Raw genomic sequence first — 16,994 nt, 5'->3', positions numbered from 1 at the left:
GGCCGGAGGCTCACCGCGGTGTCGTATTCTGGAAGGCGGCTCCGGCGGCGGCGCCCACGCCCTCGAGGATTTCCCACTGGGCGCCGATCAGCTTGCCGAGGCGCTGCCACTGGGCGTAGAGGGAGTCGTCCAGGGGCCAGTTGTGCTTGAGCAGGGGTTCGTAGAGTTCCAGCGCGCGCCCGGCGCAGTTTTCCATGGAAAAGTCCTCGGCGGTGCGCCGCGCCTCGACGGTGAGTTGGCGACGGCGCGACTGTGGCAGTTTGTAGAGCCATTGCAGCGCGGCGGCAAAATCGGCGCGATCCTCACGCTTGAGCAGACGGCCGTTGCCGCCGTCGCGCACCACTTCGCGGGTGCCGTTGGCGTCCAGGGCGATCACGGGCACGCCGGCGGCCATGGCCTCGGTCAACACCATGCCCTGGGTCTCGCTGGTGGAGGCAAATACAAAGCCGTCCATGGCGCAGTAGGCGTCGCGCTGCTCTTCGCCCCGCAGTGTGCCCGACATATGGAGGCGCGCGCCCAGGCCGCGGCTGGCAAAGAGATTGCCGATCTGCGTCCCTGTGGGCCCGCTACCCACAAGGAGGAAATGTACATCGGGGTGCCCCTGCATGAACTCCGCCACCGCGGCGGCGAGAAACTCCAGGTTTTTCTCCGGTGCCAGCCGGCCCAGGTGGCCGAGCACAAAAGACGATTCCGGGATGCGGTACTTTTCGCGCGCCTTTTTGCCGTTGCCGCCGCTGAATTTCTCCAGCTGGACCCCGGTGGGGACTTCGGCAATAGGCGTTTTCACGCCCCGTTCGCGCAGCAGTTCGGCGATGCTGGTGCTTGGCGCAAATACCAGGCTGGCCAGATTCGCGTAGCGGCTGGCCAGCTCGATGACAAATCGTTTCAGTGCCTCTGAGTCGGCCGGCACATAGTGTGTGTAGCGTTCGTAGAGGGTGTGGTGGGTGAACACCAGCGGCAACTCCCGCGAGCGCGCTATGCGCAGTGCGGTCATGCCGAGCAGGAAGGGATGGTGTGCGTGAACGATATCCGGACGGAACTCGTCGAGCCGCTCACTCAGGTGACCGGAAAAGGGCAGGGCCACGGAGAAGTCACTGCCGTTGAAATTCTGGATTGCGTGAATACGCACCACGTCTTTTTCGTCGCTGATCTTTTCGGCAAATTCCGGCGCGACTATCAGTACCCGGTGCCCGCGCCGGCGGTATTCATCGCTAAAAGCCGCCACAGAGCGCGCTACGCCGCCCACGTGGGGCAGGTAGGTATTGGTGAGCATGACGATATTCACTATGCCGACAGCTCCACATGGTCCAACTCCGGCACGGCAGTAGCCGGCTTGAAGCCGAGTGCACGCACCTCGATCGGCGGCGCATCCCGGTACCAGTCCGCGCTCCAGGCCACCCTGGGACTGGCGCCGGGGGTGATCTCCAGGGTGATCTTGCCGAAGCGGGTGAGTGCGGGGCCGAAGCGGATTGGCTCCTGTGCCGCCTCGTCTGCCAGCCACTGCGGTGGCAGTCCGGATGCCAGCACCAGGGTGTCTCCCTCCTCGCGCACAAAGCAGTTGCGCTGCATGGCCACCCACTCGGCCGCGGCCCAGGCGTGCTGGCCGTCGCCCATACAACCGCCGAGGGAGTGCGGGTGTATGGCTTCGGGCCACTGGCCGGTGGGGGATGCGAGCCGTGCCACGCTGCGCATCAGATCCAGGCAGCGGGGATCGCCGGCGCGCAGGAGTACCTGGGCGATATGCAGCGTCAGGTAGGCGTTGATGCCGGAGTGGATCATGTCCTGGAAAAAGCCCCCGCTGACGAAACAGTTGTCGATCAGATAGTTCGCCAGGTCGGTGAGGCGCGGGTCATCCGGTGGATACAGCTGCAACGGGTAGCCGGCGGTGATGGACCCTATGGCACCGGCATCGAGGCGCCGGTTGGGGGAGGCGGGCATCGCCGGCCTGCCCAGGCGCTCCATGGCCGCGGCCAGGCTCTCGTCAATGGTCTGCTGGAAATCGTTGGCCTGGGCGTTAAAGGTGTGGGCGTCGTTGGCGAGGCCCTCGCGTTCGCAGATATTTGAAGCGGCGTGCAGACCGGCGACGCCCCAGAAGTCGTCCCAGTAGTAGCAATCGTTGGGCCCCAGGTGCTCGGCGCTGAAACCCGCCGGCAGCAGGCCGCCGCAGCGGCTGCCGTCCTTGGGCAACCGCTTGCCGGTGATCCAGCTGGCGCCGCGCAATATCGGGTCGCGCCAGGCAGTTTTCAGCGGTCGGTTGGTGAGTTGGCAGTAGAGATCGAAAATCCACAGTGCCTCGCCGTTGGAGTCCCACTCGCCATCCTGGGAGTGGAAGAAGCCGTCGCGCTTCTGCCGGTGGGGGAACTGGTCCAGCGCCCGCTCGGCCCGCTCCACCAGGCCGGCCTGCAGCAGCGACTGGATCATAAAGGCGGCGTCCCTGAACCAGAAGCGCTTGTAGGTGTAAGGGCCCGGGTAGACATCCCTGGGTGAGTGCAGCACCAGGGTGCGAATAGCGGCGTCATACAGGAACTGGAACTGCTCGTCCGGCACCGACATGGCACAGTGGTGTTGCAGGCTGTCCGGCCAACCAACGGGCTTGTGGCTGCCTCGCCTGTCGCTGTGCAGCGGAATCCTGACGCCGATATGCACCGGCTCACCGGCCTCGATACGGAACAGCGCCGCCGCCGAGGCCATGCCCACTTCGCATTCGCCGTGCACGCGGCCGCCCTTGTCCTGCAGGTGCAGGTAGATGTCACCGTGACGGTAGTCGGAGGCCAGGTGTTTATCCACCGGCCGCTCGAAATCCACTGCGAGCTTGTCTTCGACCAGCCAGTGGCGACGGTTGTCGTCCAGGCGCACCTTGTGTACGAAAGCGACACCCTCGGGGTTACAGGGGCGCAGTGCCACTGCCAGCCAGCCGCCGTCGGTGCTCTCGGCTTTCAGGTCCAGTAAACAGTGGGCACCGGCGCTGTCCCTTTCCACCCGCGCGCAGTTGTGCAGCTTAAGGTTGCCCTGTGCCGATTCGGTGACGACGGAAATATTCTCGTCCATTTCCAGGCGCTGATCACAGTCTTTCAGCTTTGACGGAATCAGCTGCTCGCCGTTCGCGCCTATCACCCAGGCGTCAATCGACCAGCCGTCGTAGTGAGGGGTCAACATGCCGCGGGGATCCACCACCGGCATCTCCTCGCAGTCCGGCACACCCACGGCCGTCCAGTTGCGGTGGCTGAGATTGCAATGGGTAATGGAAAAGGCGCGCGGAATAAAGGACTCGTCGCGGGGGTCGAACTGACGCTCTATCCAGTAGGGCCATACCCAGTCGAGATTGTGCTGAATGACCTTGCTGTTGATCAGCGCGCGAGCGTGGAAGATGGCGCCGGCACGCAGCAATTCGATCGGCTCGCTCACTTCCGAGGGCTCGGCGAAACGCTGCAGGCGTGCCATTAGCGCTAGCGGGTCCAGGAATCCGTGCGAGGTGGCAAACCTGCGCACGAAGAATCGCCAGGGGAGCCATTTCATCCAGGGCATCACAGATCCTCGCTTTCTATTTTTTCCTTGAGCGCACGGCGCGCCATTCGCGTCAAGCCGATAACCGCTATCACCGCCAGTACGAATCCCACTCCGTAGAATGCCCACTGTGCCGGTGTTCGTTCATCCAGTTGCCCCATTGTAGTGAGGTCGGCGGCAATGGAGCCGAGGTAAACATTGTGCAGTGTGATCGGAATAATCCCCAGAGCGTTGCCGAGCACGAAGTCCCACAGGCGCACCGGAGTCAACCCGAAAAAGTAGTTGGAGAGCTTGAACGGAAACAGTGGCACCAGGCGTGTCAGCATGACCATTCTCCAACCCTCCCGACGTATGACCTCACCGATTGTCGGCGGCTTGATGTGGGACATCAGCCAGCGGGAGGGGCGCTCACCGAACAGGTAGCGGGCAATCAGGAAGGCGAGGGTGGCGCCCAGTACCGTGCCGGCAATCACCAGCAGGGTGCCCTTGACCACGCCGAACACAAAGCCCGCCCCCATGGTGAAAATCACCCCGGGCGCCAGCACCACTATGGCCACCGCGATAATCAGGATAAACAGCAGGCTGGCCTGCCAGCCACGCGCCTCCAGCCACTGGAGCACCTCGATGATGCGGTCATCGAGATCGAAGTAGAACAGCAATCCGACGGCGACGGACACCGCCAGGGTGCAAGCCAGGATGAGCCATACCGCTGAATACTTTGCCGTCATGCCACCGCTCGCAATCGATTCGAATGCGCATAAATGGTTATTGCCAATTTATAGACTAGCCAACCGCGACAGATTGCGGGTATGAACGCCATTGACGACTGGACCGACCGGTCCCGGCGACAGGGACGACACTTTGGGGGCGGGATCTTGAATATTGCAGCCCAGTGACTATACGCATTGCAGGGAAAAGAAGGACTGCCGCAACTTATCCCGCCAATGGAATGGCGATATTGAAGGACCATTGTATGAAGTGTCCGAATTTAAAGGCGTTGGCACCGGGCTGTTTTGCCCTGGTCGTTGGCGGCGGGTCGGCCTACGGTGCCGAGGAAAACGGAAACGGTTTCCTGGACAATGTCAGCGGCAGTCTGCTGTTCACCACCGACTATATGTTCCGCAGCATTTCCAACTCCAACAATCGCCCCGCGGTCCAGGGGGACATGAACTGGTCCCACGACAACGGTATCTATATAGGGCTCTGGTTATCCAATACCGATTTCGGTGGCACGGGCAACAGTATGGAGTTGGACCCCTATATCGGCATAGCCCGGGATATCGGCGAGACGAACTTCAGCTTTGATCTTGGCTACTGGTCCTACAATTACCCGGGCTCCAAGTCCAATCTCGACTACGCCGAAATTTACCTGACGCCGAGCTATTCGAAGGACAAATTAAGCATCAGTCCCAGCTTCTGGTACGCAGATAACTATTTCGGTGAGGACTTTCTCGATGAAGTGTCCGCCTTCGCCTATGAGGTTACCTTGGGCTACGATCTGCCGCGCAATTTTTCCATTTCCGGCCGTATCGGTGAGCAGACCTTTGAAGGCAGATTCGACTTCCTGAACTTCGCTTACTACGACGTAGGAGTTACCCAGACCTGCGGCGACTTCTCTTTCGACCTGCGCTGGTACGATACTGACGGCGTGGATTCATTTTTTGCGAGTCCAAAGTTGACTGATGGGCGTTGGGTGTTTGGCGTGACACGCAATTTCTAGAGAGCATGGTGGTTTTCCGCCGCCCGGCTACCTGGTCTTTGCGCCGGTAGCCGGGTCACAGCTTCAGCGTGGAAGGAGGGCGTCGGCGTGATGTGCCACAATTTTCCACTGGCCAGAATCCCTGTGTAAAACGGAGGTTTCGCGCACCTGGTGTTCCCCCTCGGCGCCGGTGTCCTCCTTCAGCAATGCACGCCCCAGACTATGGATCACTGCGACATCACCGATCATATGAATGTGACTTTCAATTTCCTCGGTAAATCCGCCGCGGGAGTCCCTGGCCTGTTGCTGCCAGTCTTTCCAGATATTGTTCCAGCCAATGCATATGCTTCCCATTGCCGATAGATAGGTGGCATCCTCAGCGTGGGAGTAGATCTCCGAAAATGGCCCGGGATCACCTTCCAGCATCGCGTTCAGTGCGGCATACCATGCATCTTTCATTCCGAGAATTTCCGCTTCCTGTTTGGCGTCCATAGATCCTTCCTGAAAATTTACATCTGTGTGCAATCTTAGAGGAAGAATCTGATGTGGTCCTCCAAATCTCTCCTCTTAATTGTCTCCAGAATCAGCAACAGATCAAAATACCTGTCTATGGTTGGACGCAACGAGTTACCCACTTTTGAGGAGGAGTCATGCGACTGATGATGCAAGTCTTGATACCGGTGGATAAGGGGAATGCCGGGGTGGCCGATGGATCCCTGCCGGCGGCTATCGAGGAGTTTGTTAAGGCGGCCAATCCGGAAGCCGCCTATTTTCACCTTTCGGATGGGAAGCGGGCGGCAACATTCATTTTTGAAGAGAAAGAGCAGGCAAAGCTGGTGGAATACAACGAGACATTTTTCGAGGTTATGAACGCGGAAATCTGCATACAGCCTGTGCTCCTTCTCGAGGAATTGCGGGGGAATCTGGCGCGTTGAGATGGACGTAAACAGAGGGGCGGGGGTGGAAAATAGCTGCCATCGAAGTGGGCGAGATGTTGAATTAATTTTGAGTGAGACTTGTTCTGCGCCAACTGCCGGTGGCTTCATGCATCAGTGCTATCCTTACCCGCAGCTTGAGGAGGCGGCCTGTAATTTGAACGCTCTTCTCTGGCGGCTTCTTCGATCAATGTACTGCTGATTGAGGAAATCTACAACTGTGTCGGCCCATGAATAAATACCTTGCGGGATGATTCATTAATCTGTCATAAAAAGTAGATAGAGGGGATTATTTTGCTTGATAGAGCGTCAGGTGATATTCGGTGTGTGAGAAGACTTCAAGTCTTGAGTAATGAAAACATGCCGAATTCGTTGCAGAAAGGTGTGTTGAGGAGCTGGTGAACTCGTCAGAAGTTGCAAGGGAGGTGCCAGGAATAAAACGCGGAAAGGAGGTTGAAAATTCAGAGTGACTTTGCAGGATCGTGCAGGTATAGCGGCCTGCACTTTGGGGTATGTCGATAGGTTTCAGGGTAAAAGTAAGGATGTTGACAATGAAGAAGGGTTTTTTGTTTCTGCTGGTCGCGCTCATTTCAGGTTGTACCAGCGTTCTCGAAGGATGGTATGGTGAAACTAAACCTATGATGTCGTTCTCTGAATTGAGTCCAGCGGGCAGTGATGGGAAATCTCCAAGTTCAAGGCTTTTCGTATGGAGCCCAAAAAATAGCGTCGCATTTGTAAACCAGGACGGAAGTGGGTGTATTCAGGGCGCTGAGGTATTCCATGAGAAAAGTGGGAATGTGAATGTCAGCAATGAACTCTTGGGGGTTCTAAAGGGGCTCGATGTCTCAAATAAAAGTTCAGAAGAAGAGAAGGCTTTAGCACTTACTATTACAAATGAAATAGTGTCGCTCCGAAACAATACGGAAAGAAATACCTATTTGGGTATTGGCATGTTTGGACTGTGCCAGCTTCAAGCCAATGGCGGCCTCGATACAGCCGAAGTAATGGAGTTGACGGGGCTCCTGATCAATAACGCCATTGATATAAGGACACCTACAACGCCCTCAGTGCCCAACCAGGATTTGTCACCAGATAGAGGGAATGGCGAAGTCATGGCGGGCGTTGAATAGTTTGGTCTCCAAGCTGCGCCCTCTGGCTCGAACGGGGGTTCTCATTCAGACCTGCCTCACTGCCATACGAGGAAACCCGGCATAAAGCCGGGTTTCCTCGTATGGCGGCGGGAGCAGGGATTGGCTTCGCTGCGCTCGCTGGTCTCCGGGCTGCGCCCTTCGGCTCGAACGGGGGTTCTCATCCAAATCCTGCCCCACCGCCATACAAAAAAACCGGTATAAAGGCGGCTTTCCTTGTATGACAGTTGGGGCAGGGATTAGCTTCGCTGCGCTCGCTGGTCTCCGGGCTGCGCCCTCCGGCTCGAACGGGGCTCCCCACCCACTTCCTCCCCCACCCCCATAAAAAAAAACCCGGCAAAAGGCCGGTTTTTTTTGTATGGCGGTGGGGCAGTCCTCCAAATTAGTTTCTGGTAAGTTCCAACAAAATCCAGCAATGCAAAGCAATCACGGGGCCTGTAGACTATCTTGAATCCAAGGACGTCTAAGGCCTTCCGCCTGTTTCTGACTCAAAGTGGGGGAACAGGTGGGGGAACAGAGAGTTAGGCGGAGTAATTCAGAAACACCCCGAGAAGTGGGGGCGAACCCAACCAGCGGAGGAGTGGGGGAACAGATGGCCAAACTGAAACCCAAGCAGGTCGAAAATTTATCCACACCGGGTACCTATGAAGATGGCGACGGGTTGCGCCTGGTCGTTAAGGCCAACGGCAGTCGTAGTTGGGTTTTTCGTTACCAGCTGAACGGGAAACGCCGGGAAATGGGCCTTGGCTCTGTTCCGGCCGTCAGCCTCAAGCAGGCCCGTGTGTCCGCGGCGGCGCAGCGCGGGCTGATCCTGAACGGCGTTGATCCAGTTGAGGAGCGAAGAGCGCAGCGGGCCGCGATGCTGCGGGCATCGAAGGAGAAGACACAGCCGAGCTTTTCGGAGCTGGCTCGCGCCTATATCGAGGCGCAGCGGCCGGGCTGGAAGAGCGCCAAGCATGCCCAGCAGTGGGAGAACACCCTCGAGAAATTCGCCTTCCCCGTGATCGGACGGAAGCAGGCCGCCGAGATAACCACAGAGGATGTTCTCGCCGTACTCACGCCGATCTGGCATAGCAAGCCGGAAACCGCGCGCCGAGTGCGAAACCGAATAGAGATCATCCTGAACGCCGCGAAGGCACAGGGACTGCGCCAGGGCGAGAATGTCGCCGCTTGGCGTGGGCACCTGGAGCTGCTATTGACCCGGCAGAAGCAGGGCACCCGCGGCCACCATGCCGCTCTCCCGTGGAAACAGGCCCCGGAATTCTGGAGCGCGATAGCCACGCATGAAGACCTGAGCGCGGCGGCGGTGCGGTTGACGATATTGACCACGCTGCGAACTGCCGAGGTGCTTGGGGCTACGTGGAAAGAGATTAACCTCGAGGGCAAAATCTGGATGGTTCCCGGTGAGCGCATGAAAGCCGGCAAGAACCATCGGGTCCCGCTTTCGCCAGCCGCGGTAGCTGAACTAAAGCGCCTCCCCCGTGTGGAATCCTGTGATTACTTATTCCCCGGCGCCAGGGCAGGGCGGCCACTTTCCAACATGGCCATGCTAATGAAAATTCGAGGCCTGGACGAAATAAAACATGCTGAAGACAGCATTGGGTGGCGTGACGAAAACGGCAGCGTGATCACCATGCACGGATTTCGCTCCGCATTTCGGGATTGGGCAGCGGAATGTAGCAAAGCGCCGAATCATGTTTGCGAAATGGCCTTGGCGCATACCATCGGCGATGACGTGGAAGCGGCCTACCGTCGTGGCGATCTGCTGGAACTGCGGCGGCAGCTAATGCGGGAATGGGCTGATTTTGTAACGGCTAGCCGGAAAGGAAAAATTTTGGAATTCCACACAAGGGAGGTAACGGCGTGAGAGAGAATATAAAAGAGCTTTTAATCAAATTTGATTCAGTCGCTTTGGACGCTGATTCTGCATTAGAGCGGATTAAGGAGGCTGGATTGGCTGAGGAGTTTGAGACGATACGCGGCTATATGCACGCGGCCGTAGTCTTAATTAATAACCAATCGTTTCTGCTGGCGTCCGCAGTCGAGGAGATAGATAAACACCGGGACCCTGAAAACCCAAATGGGAATTTCCGTCTGCTAATTGAGCGCCTCGCAACGCAGCTTTCAATTGACGCGAGTGCCGCGCGCGCGCGCACATGTGGCGCCGAAGGTGGACGGAAAGGGAGGCAGTATGATCAGTTCCGTGAGTTCGCACGTAGAGAAGTGCGGGATTGTGGGGATTTAGATAAACGGGGGGCCAGGGCTGAAATTGTCAGAAGAGCACTCGCTAGGTGCGGCGAAGGGCCGAAACCGACACCGAGGCAGGCAGAGAATATAGTTTCCGGGTTGGTTGCCGCGCATTTGGATGCTGTGTCGCAGTAGCCCGCCCTTTCCGAAATAAGGCCCCTAACTTCCGAAATAAGGCCCCTCCGTGCGTTGTTTGAGGCCGCTCCTCCCACCATAGTGCTAGCGTTCTTTCTCGGAAATCCTCGGAGCTAGCCGTGACTACTGAAACAATCTCTCCCCGAATCCTTCGCCTGCCGGAAGTGCAGAGCAAAACAGGGCTTCCCCGGTCCGCTGTTTACGAGCTAATGAGCAAAGGCGACTTTCCCAAAAATGTGAAGCTTGGGCCTCGTGCCGTTGGCTGGGACAGTCGTGAAATTGACGCCTGGATACGGGGCAAGCTTTCCCAACGCCGCGCATAAAAGAAAAAGCCCCTGAGTGGCGAGACTGCAGGGGCTTGAGCGATGGAATTTGTCACCCGATCCGAAGCAAGAAGCAGGTGCCCATGAATCATACCACATCCGAGGCGTCAACACCCAACCGCCACCTAGTGTGGAGACGTGTCCCCGGCACACCTAAGGTCAAGAAAATACCGATCGACCCCCGCACCGGGACGCCCTTTCTCAAGGGCGGCGACTGGCAGGGCTCCCCGGACGAGCACTGCACAGATTACGCGACGGCTGCGACGGTTGCCCGCGCGTTAGGTCCTGAGTACGGCGTGGGGCTGTTTTTCTACGAAAATGACGGTCGTTTTCTGATCGACCTGGACCACTGCCGCGACCCGCAGACCGGCGCACTATCTGAAGAAGCTGGCGAGATTATCGCTCGCTTTCCTGGCTGCTATTACGAAGTCAGCACCAGTGGAACCGGTATCCACATTATCGGGACTGGGCGCCCCAGTCGGCCCCATCGCAATCGCCGCGGCAACGTGGAATTTTATACAGGCGGCCGCTTCGTAGCTCTGACGGGCACCAACGCCAGCGGGGATATTTCGACGCTCGCGCCCCCTGAGGCCCTCGACTGGCTGGTTGAAACTTATCTACATCTAGACCACGACTCCGCGCCCAACGGCGCCGAATGGACAACCGAGCCAGACCCGGCATGGACACCCCTGACGGATGAGGAAATCATCGAAAAAGCCTGCAGCGCTACGAGTGGCGGTGCCGTATTCGGTGGCCGGGCGACTTTCTGGGATCTGTGGACAGCCAACGAAGACGCACTGGCCCGCGCCTATCCCAGCGCTACAGGGGATATATACGACCGGAGCAGCGCAGACGCCGCTCTTGCCCAACACCTTGCGTTCTGGACCGGCCGCAACTGCGAGGCTGTGCACCGGCTGATGTGGCAATCGGCCCTGGTGCGGGACAAGTGGAATCGCTGATATGGAATACCTACGCCGCACAATTTCAAACGCCGTGGCCCGACAGCAGACGGTTTATTCCGTCCAGCAGCAGTCCCCCAGTGTGGAATCATCGCCTGCCCCCATCGTACTTGGTGAACCACTCCCGCTACTACCTTTTCCGGAAGTCGCCCCCGCGCCCACCCACAATAGCGGCGACCATTTAACAAATGCGCTACAACTGCTTTCCGGCACGTTTGGGAATCGCCTTGGAATTCTGGGCGGTGCGCTTCATTGGTTCAACGGGTGCGCCTGGGAGCCGGTACCAGATAGCGACTTGCGGGCGGTTATGGCCCGTGCACTTTCCAGCGGCCCGAAAGCGGTAACGCACAATCTACTGAGCGGCACTTTGCAAGTGCTGAAGGATCAAGCCCCACGGATCGGAACCCCAGACCCTACGGAACCTGTGGCGTTTTTCTTGAATGGCGCCCTGGAATTAAGTACCGGTTCTTTACGCCCGATTTGCCCCGCGGATCGGAATACCCGCACCCTATCCGTGAACTATGATCCCGCTGCGATCGCGCCTCGGTTTTCGGCGTGGGTCGCCGAAATATTCTCCAACGAGCCCGCACGTATCGCGCTGGCACAGGAGATTTTCGGTTGGACCTTTTGCCGGGCGAGCCTCGGGCTACACAAAGCCGTTCTTCTGATCGGTCCGCAGCGCGCAGGCAAAGGGGTTTTACTGGCCATTCTCGAAGCGCTGCACGGTGGGGCGCCTGGCGCTGCGGCTTTCACACTGGGGGAACTGGATAACCCTAAAGTTCTGTCGAGCCTTGCCCGTGCGCACGTCGGCATTGATTCAGATGCGGTAGGTCCAGCGCCTCGCAATGCGCGCGCCGTCCTCGGCCTATTCAAACGAATCACCGCCGGGGAAAGCGTGGATATTCCACAGCTCTACCAGCAACACGCCCTGAGCGCTCCGATTCCGACGAAACTGTTTTTCGCGTGCAACTCGGCCCCCACCCTGTGGGATGACAGCGCCGCCGCGGCCCACCGCTTCGTGCCGCTCGTATTCGATCAAAGTTTTATCGGCCGCGAGGATCCCACGCTGGTGCAGCGCCTGCAGGGGGAACTCCCGGGCATTGCCGCGTGGGCGGTCGAAGGCTGGAAACGCCTTGCCGCGCGTGGCCGATTCGAGCTGCCGCAATCTTCCCTCGATGAACTGGCCACCCTGGCGGCTCCCGACGGCAGCATGGCTGAGTTTATCGATACGGTATTGATCTGCGGACCCGATCACAGAGCCAGCGACGAGACGCTCTGGGGGGCATACCGCCTGTGGGCAGCTGGGAACGGCTACCAGCAAATGCCGCGGCGGCGCATGCTGACCGCCCTGGCTGATGCGCTGCGCTGGAAGGGTGCGCGGCGGGCTGCATCGGTGCTGGTAGATGGAAAACGGATGCGTGGCTTTTACGGCGTGGGGGTGACGGAATCCACGGGGGGAGCTGTCGGAAATGTGGCCCCATTTCCTGGGCCGAGCCGGTGAGAAACGCGCAGCAGGTATGCTGCAAAACTGCTGCAAAAACTGCTGCGTCTCCAAAAATCGAAAATTTTGGGAATTTTTAAAATCCCTGAAAATTTTCAAGGCGCGTTTTTCCACAGAGCCTTGCTGCAACTGCTGCATATTTTGGCCGTTTTGCTGCGTAACTGCTGCGTAATCCTGGAACGCTTTAGACAGTATCAGACAGATATGGATTATCTACGCAGCAGATGCAGCAGTTTTTCTATAGGAAGTAACGTACAGAGAAATATGTATGTGCATATACAAAGTATCCAACATATTAAGAAAAACTGCTGCATTCGCTGCAACTGCTCCCCTGTGAATTTCCCAGTGGGGGGATGAGGTTTTCAAAACGGTCAATTGTGACCACAACACTAGCGCTACGGAGGCGCAAATCAATGGACGACAAGTTAACCGAAATTCGGCAGCGAAAAGCCGAGACCGAAGTGGAGTTACAGGCTCTGGCGCCGGCCCCGGACCTTTCGGATATCGACCAGATAGCCAGCAAGCGCGCACAACTGCGTGAGAAACTCACCATACTGGAGCGGGCCGAGAAGCTGGAGCAGGAGCGCCTGGCCGCCGAGGCCGCTGCAGACCGTGCCAAAAGCCGCAAGACGCTGTTAGAGGGCATCGCCGACGCAGCCGACCAAGCCCTCGAGGAGTACAACAAGCTCACGAATAAAGCCGTCAAACTGATCGACCAACTGGCCAGAACGCTGGCGGACCGCGAGGATGCTCTTACCCCCGCTTCTATCGGCCTCGATACTCCCGATATTGTGGGCTTGCTATCCACTGACGATAGGCACAGCTTGCGCGAAAGCTTGAAACGCTCCGTTGTGCCTGTGGGTGACCGGGCGATCTCTGCAACCTGGGTGCAGGCGGTAATGAGCGCTACTGAAGATATGCACCTGAGGCGGCAGCTCTTGGGCTTGATCCCGTCGCCGGGGCCACACGGCAAGTCCCTAAGCGCGGGCAGCGCCATACTGGCCGAGACAGCCCGCGGTATGGCTAGCAGGACCACCGAAGAGCAGCCTGCAACCACGGCCGACGGGGACCAATCGCAGCAGGCGCCGGCCGCGCCAGTACCCGGGGCGGTCCACCAGCAGGCCGATTTGAGGGCACCGGCACCCCGCAAGCTCGCTTTCGATGAGCGGACAGGGATGGCGGTTCCTGCGGATGGCGAACTATCGAAGCCCGCCGCCCGGCCTGAGCCGCTCCGCCAGCGCATAGACCCCCGCGGATAACATTGAATGGTGCCGGTCACTAAACCTGCCGGCGCCGAACCTGGTTCATAGCGGCCCAGACTTGCCGCGAGACCGGCGGCGCACGCGAATAACCTGCGACTACACTGTGGATTCGGCAGCTTCGCCGAAACCCCGCCCTATTGTGAGCGGGGCACTACCCATCTAAGAGGATGCACCCATGAACCATGACGAGCTTGATAAATTCAGAGCCGAAAACCCTGAGTTGGCCGAGGCAATCCGCGGCATCGGCATCGCTACGGAAAGAACCCGCCTCATTCAAGGCGCCGCAGCTGCTGCTAGCCCGGCAGAAAAACTTGATATTTATCGACAGCTAACCAATACAGAGAAGGACCTCCCCTATGGACATTAGAGCGCTGAAGCAACAGAGCCCCGCTCTTTATGCAGACCTCCTCCTTCAAGGAATCAATGCGGAGCGCCAGAGAGTCACTGCTATATTGAACGCTGCTCGAGAGTATGGAGCTGTAGAGGAAGCTATCATCGCTGTCGAAGGTGGCCTAGTCCTAGACAATCAGACTCACGACTTGCTTATTGCCATTGGCGACGCCAATGACGTCTTTCAGAGCGCGCTCGAGCGAGAAGAGGCTAACGGCTACACAAATTCCCAAGCCCTGGGGCGCCCCCGTGTGGAAGAAGCCAACCGCCGCTACCAGAAAGCAGTTAAGCGGCTCGAAGAAACTATCGCGTCGAGAAGATCATTAACTTAAGCGCCGTTATGCTTAATTTTGGCGCGTTTTCATAGATTTTGGCGTCAAAATATCACTTTCTGGCGCGAAAAGGTACTGCGGAGCCCCCCACCCCGGCCGGAGTTTTCATTGTGACCGACCGGTCCTCGCACAAAAGTTAAGTTTCCTTAACACATTAAGTACCTGGCCTTAATAGTTTTTAGCAATTTGGAGCGAAATTTACCCGGATGGGGAGGGCTCCCGACGACGCACCACTGTGGGCACGCTGCCGACCACCCGGGGGGGGGCCATCGCTCCGACGGCGACCCGGCTTCGCGCCGGGATCGCCACATTGCCGGGAACCAGGCGGCCCCGCGGCCTGACGGCGGGCACCCCCCGTGGCGACGCTGACCGCGGCTGGGCGGCCGGGCCCCCCTCCGTTAGCGGTGACCGCGCCCGACCCCCAAAACCCGCTCCGGGAGCTGCCGGCCGCGGGCCGCTCCGACTGAAATCGCAGGACCACGGGCCAACGCGAGCCGCTGTTATCCACCGAGCCAAGTAGCACACCCGCTACGGTTTTCGATTTTCTCGTTACTGCAAAAATTTAGGAATGCTGTATGGAAGTACAGCGCTGTGTAGAAATTGAGGTAAATATAAGAATATTAGGCGGCTATCTATAGGTCCGGATAGATCGGCAGAAATAGCCGATAACGAAATAAAATCCCTGGATTCTAACGCTTAGAATCTGTATAACATTTCGTTATTCGTGCAAAATTCTATTAAATTACCACACATGTGGATTTATTCACATGTGGGATTATTTAAAGACTGAATTAAAATCCATGCCTGAAAGTATCCACAGGTTTGGCTCGCCGCACCGCGTGATTGCGGTCTAGCCTCTGTGGCCGGGCGCCACCTCGGCGGCGGCGTTCCGCTCGGCTCGAATATCAATCTGGGACGGCGTTAGTGCCGGCGCATTTTGGCGGCCGTGCAGGCGAGGGCGGCCGATGCCGGGAGGGTACACGGAAGCGTCGAGGATGCGACAGGCTCAGTCTTTTTTCTTCTTCGGAACTAGCCGCGGCTTTCTCTCCTCCGGGCGGTACTCTTCCAACTCGTCCGGGAATGCCTCGGCGTCGGTGGACGTTAGAGACTCCTCGCTTCCGGAGATTGCTCCGCGCTCATCGAAATCAGCCGGGCCATTCTTGAATAGCTCTTTACTTCTGGCCTCGGCGCGCTCGAGGAGCCAATCATCAAACTCTTTGGTGCCGGGTTTCGGTCGATGCTGTTTCATGCCAGATCCTTGAAGCAGTAATTGCCCCGCCGGTCATAGGTAAAGCCGCGCCCCTTTGCCAAGTAGTGCGCCCGCACCTTGTCATTGATCGGGTTCATAATTCGCAACTGTACCACCCCTATCACATCCGCGTAGGCTTCGGCGGCTGCGATTGTGATATCGGTAATCAAGCCGGTAAGCGGCGTCTCTTCTGGGCTGGCTTCGATAAAGTCCAGTCGCAATTTATTGTCGCTCCATGTGGGTCTGCCAATGGAAAGGCCGCACAGGAACAGGTCGCGGTACCAGACGGCAAGCTCGAAGCGCTTTGGGTGGAGCCGGACATAATCTGAAACCAAATCCGACCAATCCCAAGTCACTTGCCTGAATGGTGAATCGTCCCAGCTCTTCGCTTTCAGCCGTGTGTGGAGGTCTATTCCGGCGAGCCGGACAGACTCACGCAAGCTTATAGCCTGCCCCTTACCGTTCGACATGATGCGCGGCAGTGTCGTTGCCGCAAGGTTCCGCGCGCTGTCTCTCAATGTTTCGTATTTATCTTCTGCGAATTTATGAGTCGCTTTCATCCTTGTAAGCCCTTGGTCTGATTTTTTCGCCATTACAGCAAAGCAGGCACCCATAGTAAATAAGCGAGAAGAGGGCGCGATCGTAGGCCCAAGAAATCCACGGGGGAGCTTGGGGGCTCAGTCCAATTGTGGGAAGGCTGGGGGAGATTGCCGCTAGTGCGCTGAACGGGTCCACCGACCAGTTACGGCTTTCCTCTGCGACCGAGGGGTGCCCTCGGCACTTCTCCAGCAGTCCGGACGAAATGCAGCACAGACGAGGCGTCCGGGTGTCCCTGGGCGGTCGGCTTGCGGTCTGCTTTTTCTCCCGGGAATTCAGTTCCTACGCCCCTGGCACAATATGGGTACTGAGCACAGACGCGTGTGCCGGGGCGAGCTGAAGCGTCCATGGGAGGAAGGCACTGTGCCGCAATGCCGGGTCCCCCGCGGTGCTTTCTGCGGTCGGGCTGGCCATACGGCGCCGGCAGCCTACACCCCCACTGTGAAATTCCAGCTACTCGTTCCCCCACATACTGGCAAGGAGTTTTACAGTGGTGGGGGAACAGATGGGGGAGCAAACACAGCAGGCATAAAAAAGCCCTGAAAAATCAGGGCCTTACGTTCAGAAATGGCGGTGGGGCAGGGATTCGAACCCTGGGACCTGTTACAGTCAACGGTTTTCAAGACCGCCGCTTTCGACCACTCAGCCACCCCACCAGATTGTCCGGCGCATTATACCGGGCGAGTTTTCCGGTACAAGGGTGCGGACGATTT

At 58.2% G+C, this 16,994-nt stretch carries 17 protein-coding genes and 1 tRNA gene; 11 read left to right on the top strand and 7 right to left on the bottom strand.

The genetic code is table 11. The features are described from left to right. Positions 1-10 precede the first annotated feature (10 nt). From IG627_RS17400 to IG627_RS17390, 3 genes are read right to left on the bottom strand one after another with little or no spacing between them, the layout of a single operon-like run. Positions 11-1,285, bottom strand: coding sequence for a glycosyltransferase (locus IG627_RS17400; protein WP_193193974.1), 1,275 nt, complete (start codon positions 1,283-1,285; stop codon positions 11-13). Then, a complete protein-coding gene (locus tag IG627_RS17395; RefSeq protein WP_193193972.1) occupies positions 1,285-3,525 on the bottom strand; it encodes a glucosidase family protein in 2,241 nt (746 codons plus the stop codon). The genes IG627_RS17400 and IG627_RS17395 overlap by 1 nt, the downstream gene beginning before the upstream one ends. Beyond that, complete coding sequence (locus tag IG627_RS17390) at positions 3,525-4,232, bottom strand: TVP38/TMEM64 family protein (protein ID WP_193193970.1); 708 nt, start codon at positions 4,230-4,232, stop codon at positions 3,525-3,527. The genes IG627_RS17395 and IG627_RS17390 overlap by 1 nt, the downstream gene beginning before the upstream one ends. Positions 4,233-4,477: 245 nt before the next feature. Between IG627_RS17390 and IG627_RS17385 the strand changes: the two genes are divergently transcribed. Further along, positions 4,478-5,224: a TorF family putative porin gene (locus IG627_RS17385; RefSeq protein ID WP_193193968.1), complete on the top strand. Its 747-nt coding sequence runs from the start codon at positions 4,478-4,480 to the stop codon at positions 5,222-5,224. Positions 5,225-5,287: 63 nt separating this feature from the next. Here IG627_RS17385 and IG627_RS17380 read toward each other — a convergent pair whose 3' ends face one another. Further along, entirely contained in the window at positions 5,288-5,695 is a 408-nt protein-coding gene (locus IG627_RS17380) for a YybH family protein (protein WP_193193967.1), read from the bottom strand. 158 nt (positions 5,696-5,853) lie between these two features. On the opposite strand from IG627_RS17380, the gene IG627_RS17375 reads away from it, so the two are divergent. From IG627_RS17375 to IG627_RS17330, 10 genes are all read left to right on the top strand, one after another. Further along, positions 5,854-6,138: a hypothetical protein gene (locus IG627_RS17375; RefSeq protein WP_193193965.1), complete on the top strand. Its 285-nt coding sequence runs from the start codon at positions 5,854-5,856 to the stop codon at positions 6,136-6,138. 551 nt (positions 6,139-6,689) lie between these two features. Further along, the gene (locus IG627_RS17370) at positions 6,690-7,268 is read left to right on the top strand and encodes a hypothetical protein (RefSeq protein WP_193193963.1); all 579 of its coding nucleotides are present in this window, start codon (positions 6,690-6,692) and stop codon (positions 7,266-7,268) included. Positions 7,269-7,878: 610 nt separating this feature from the next. Then, on the top strand, positions 7,879-9,153 hold the full coding sequence (locus tag IG627_RS17365; protein ID WP_193193961.1) for a tyrosine-type recombinase/integrase: 1,275 nt from the start codon (positions 7,879-7,881) through the stop codon (positions 9,151-9,153). Beyond that, positions 9,150-9,668, top strand: a complete 519-nt coding sequence (locus IG627_RS17360) for a hypothetical protein (protein WP_193193959.1) — start codon at positions 9,150-9,152, stop codon at positions 9,666-9,668. Before IG627_RS17365 ends, IG627_RS17360 begins: the two co-directional genes overlap by 4 nt. A 119-nt stretch (positions 9,669-9,787) precedes the next feature. Next, positions 9,788-9,991, top strand: coding sequence for an AlpA family transcriptional regulator (locus IG627_RS17355; protein WP_319024595.1), 204 nt, complete (start codon positions 9,788-9,790; stop codon positions 9,989-9,991). An 83-nt stretch (positions 9,992-10,074) separates the two neighbouring features. Beyond that, the gene (locus IG627_RS17350) at positions 10,075-10,950 is read left to right on the top strand and encodes a phage NrS-1 polymerase family protein (protein WP_193193957.1); all 876 of its coding nucleotides are present in this window, start codon (positions 10,075-10,077) and stop codon (positions 10,948-10,950) included. Position 10,951: 1 nt separating this feature from the next. Beyond that, positions 10,952-12,451 carry a DNA primase family protein gene (locus IG627_RS17345; RefSeq protein ID WP_193193955.1) on the top strand — a complete coding sequence of 500 codons (1,500 nt, stop codon included), beginning with the start codon at positions 10,952-10,954 and terminating at the stop codon, positions 12,449-12,451. 413 nt (positions 12,452-12,864) lie between these two features. Beyond that, positions 12,865-13,710, top strand: a complete 846-nt coding sequence (locus IG627_RS17340; protein WP_193193953.1) for a hypothetical protein — start codon at positions 12,865-12,867, stop codon at positions 13,708-13,710. 178 nt (positions 13,711-13,888) lie between these two features. After that, positions 13,889-14,080 carry a hypothetical protein gene (locus IG627_RS17335; protein WP_193193951.1) on the top strand — a complete coding sequence of 64 codons (192 nt, stop codon included), beginning with the start codon at positions 13,889-13,891 and terminating at the stop codon, positions 14,078-14,080. Next, a complete protein-coding gene (locus IG627_RS17330) occupies positions 14,070-14,435 on the top strand; it encodes a hypothetical protein (RefSeq protein WP_193193950.1) in 366 nt (121 codons plus the stop codon). Before IG627_RS17335 ends, IG627_RS17330 begins: the two co-directional genes overlap by 11 nt. A 1,006-nt stretch (positions 14,436-15,441) precedes the next feature. Here IG627_RS17330 and IG627_RS17325 read toward each other — a convergent pair. From IG627_RS17325 to IG627_RS17315, 3 genes are all read right to left on the bottom strand, one after another. Next, positions 15,442-15,684, bottom strand: a complete 243-nt coding sequence (locus IG627_RS17325; protein ID WP_193193948.1) for a hypothetical protein — start codon at positions 15,682-15,684, stop codon at positions 15,442-15,444. Next, positions 15,681-16,277 (bottom strand): hypothetical protein, encoded by a 597-nt coding sequence (locus IG627_RS17320; RefSeq protein ID WP_226865370.1) that lies wholly within the window; start codon positions 16,275-16,277, stop codon positions 15,681-15,683. Before IG627_RS17320 ends, IG627_RS17325 begins: the two co-directional genes overlap by 4 nt. Before the next feature lie 572 nt (positions 16,278-16,849). Next, positions 16,850-16,937: transfer RNA gene (locus IG627_RS17315), tRNA-Ser, on the bottom strand. Between the last annotated feature and the right edge of the window lie 57 nt (positions 16,938-16,994).

This window comes from Microbulbifer taiwanensis, from assembly GCF_014904815.1.
Classification (GTDB): Bacteria; Pseudomonadota; Gammaproteobacteria; order Pseudomonadales; family Cellvibrionaceae; genus Microbulbifer; species Microbulbifer taiwanensis.
Note: the sequence above shows the minus strand (reverse complement) of the source record. Positions and strands in the feature narration are given on the sequence as shown.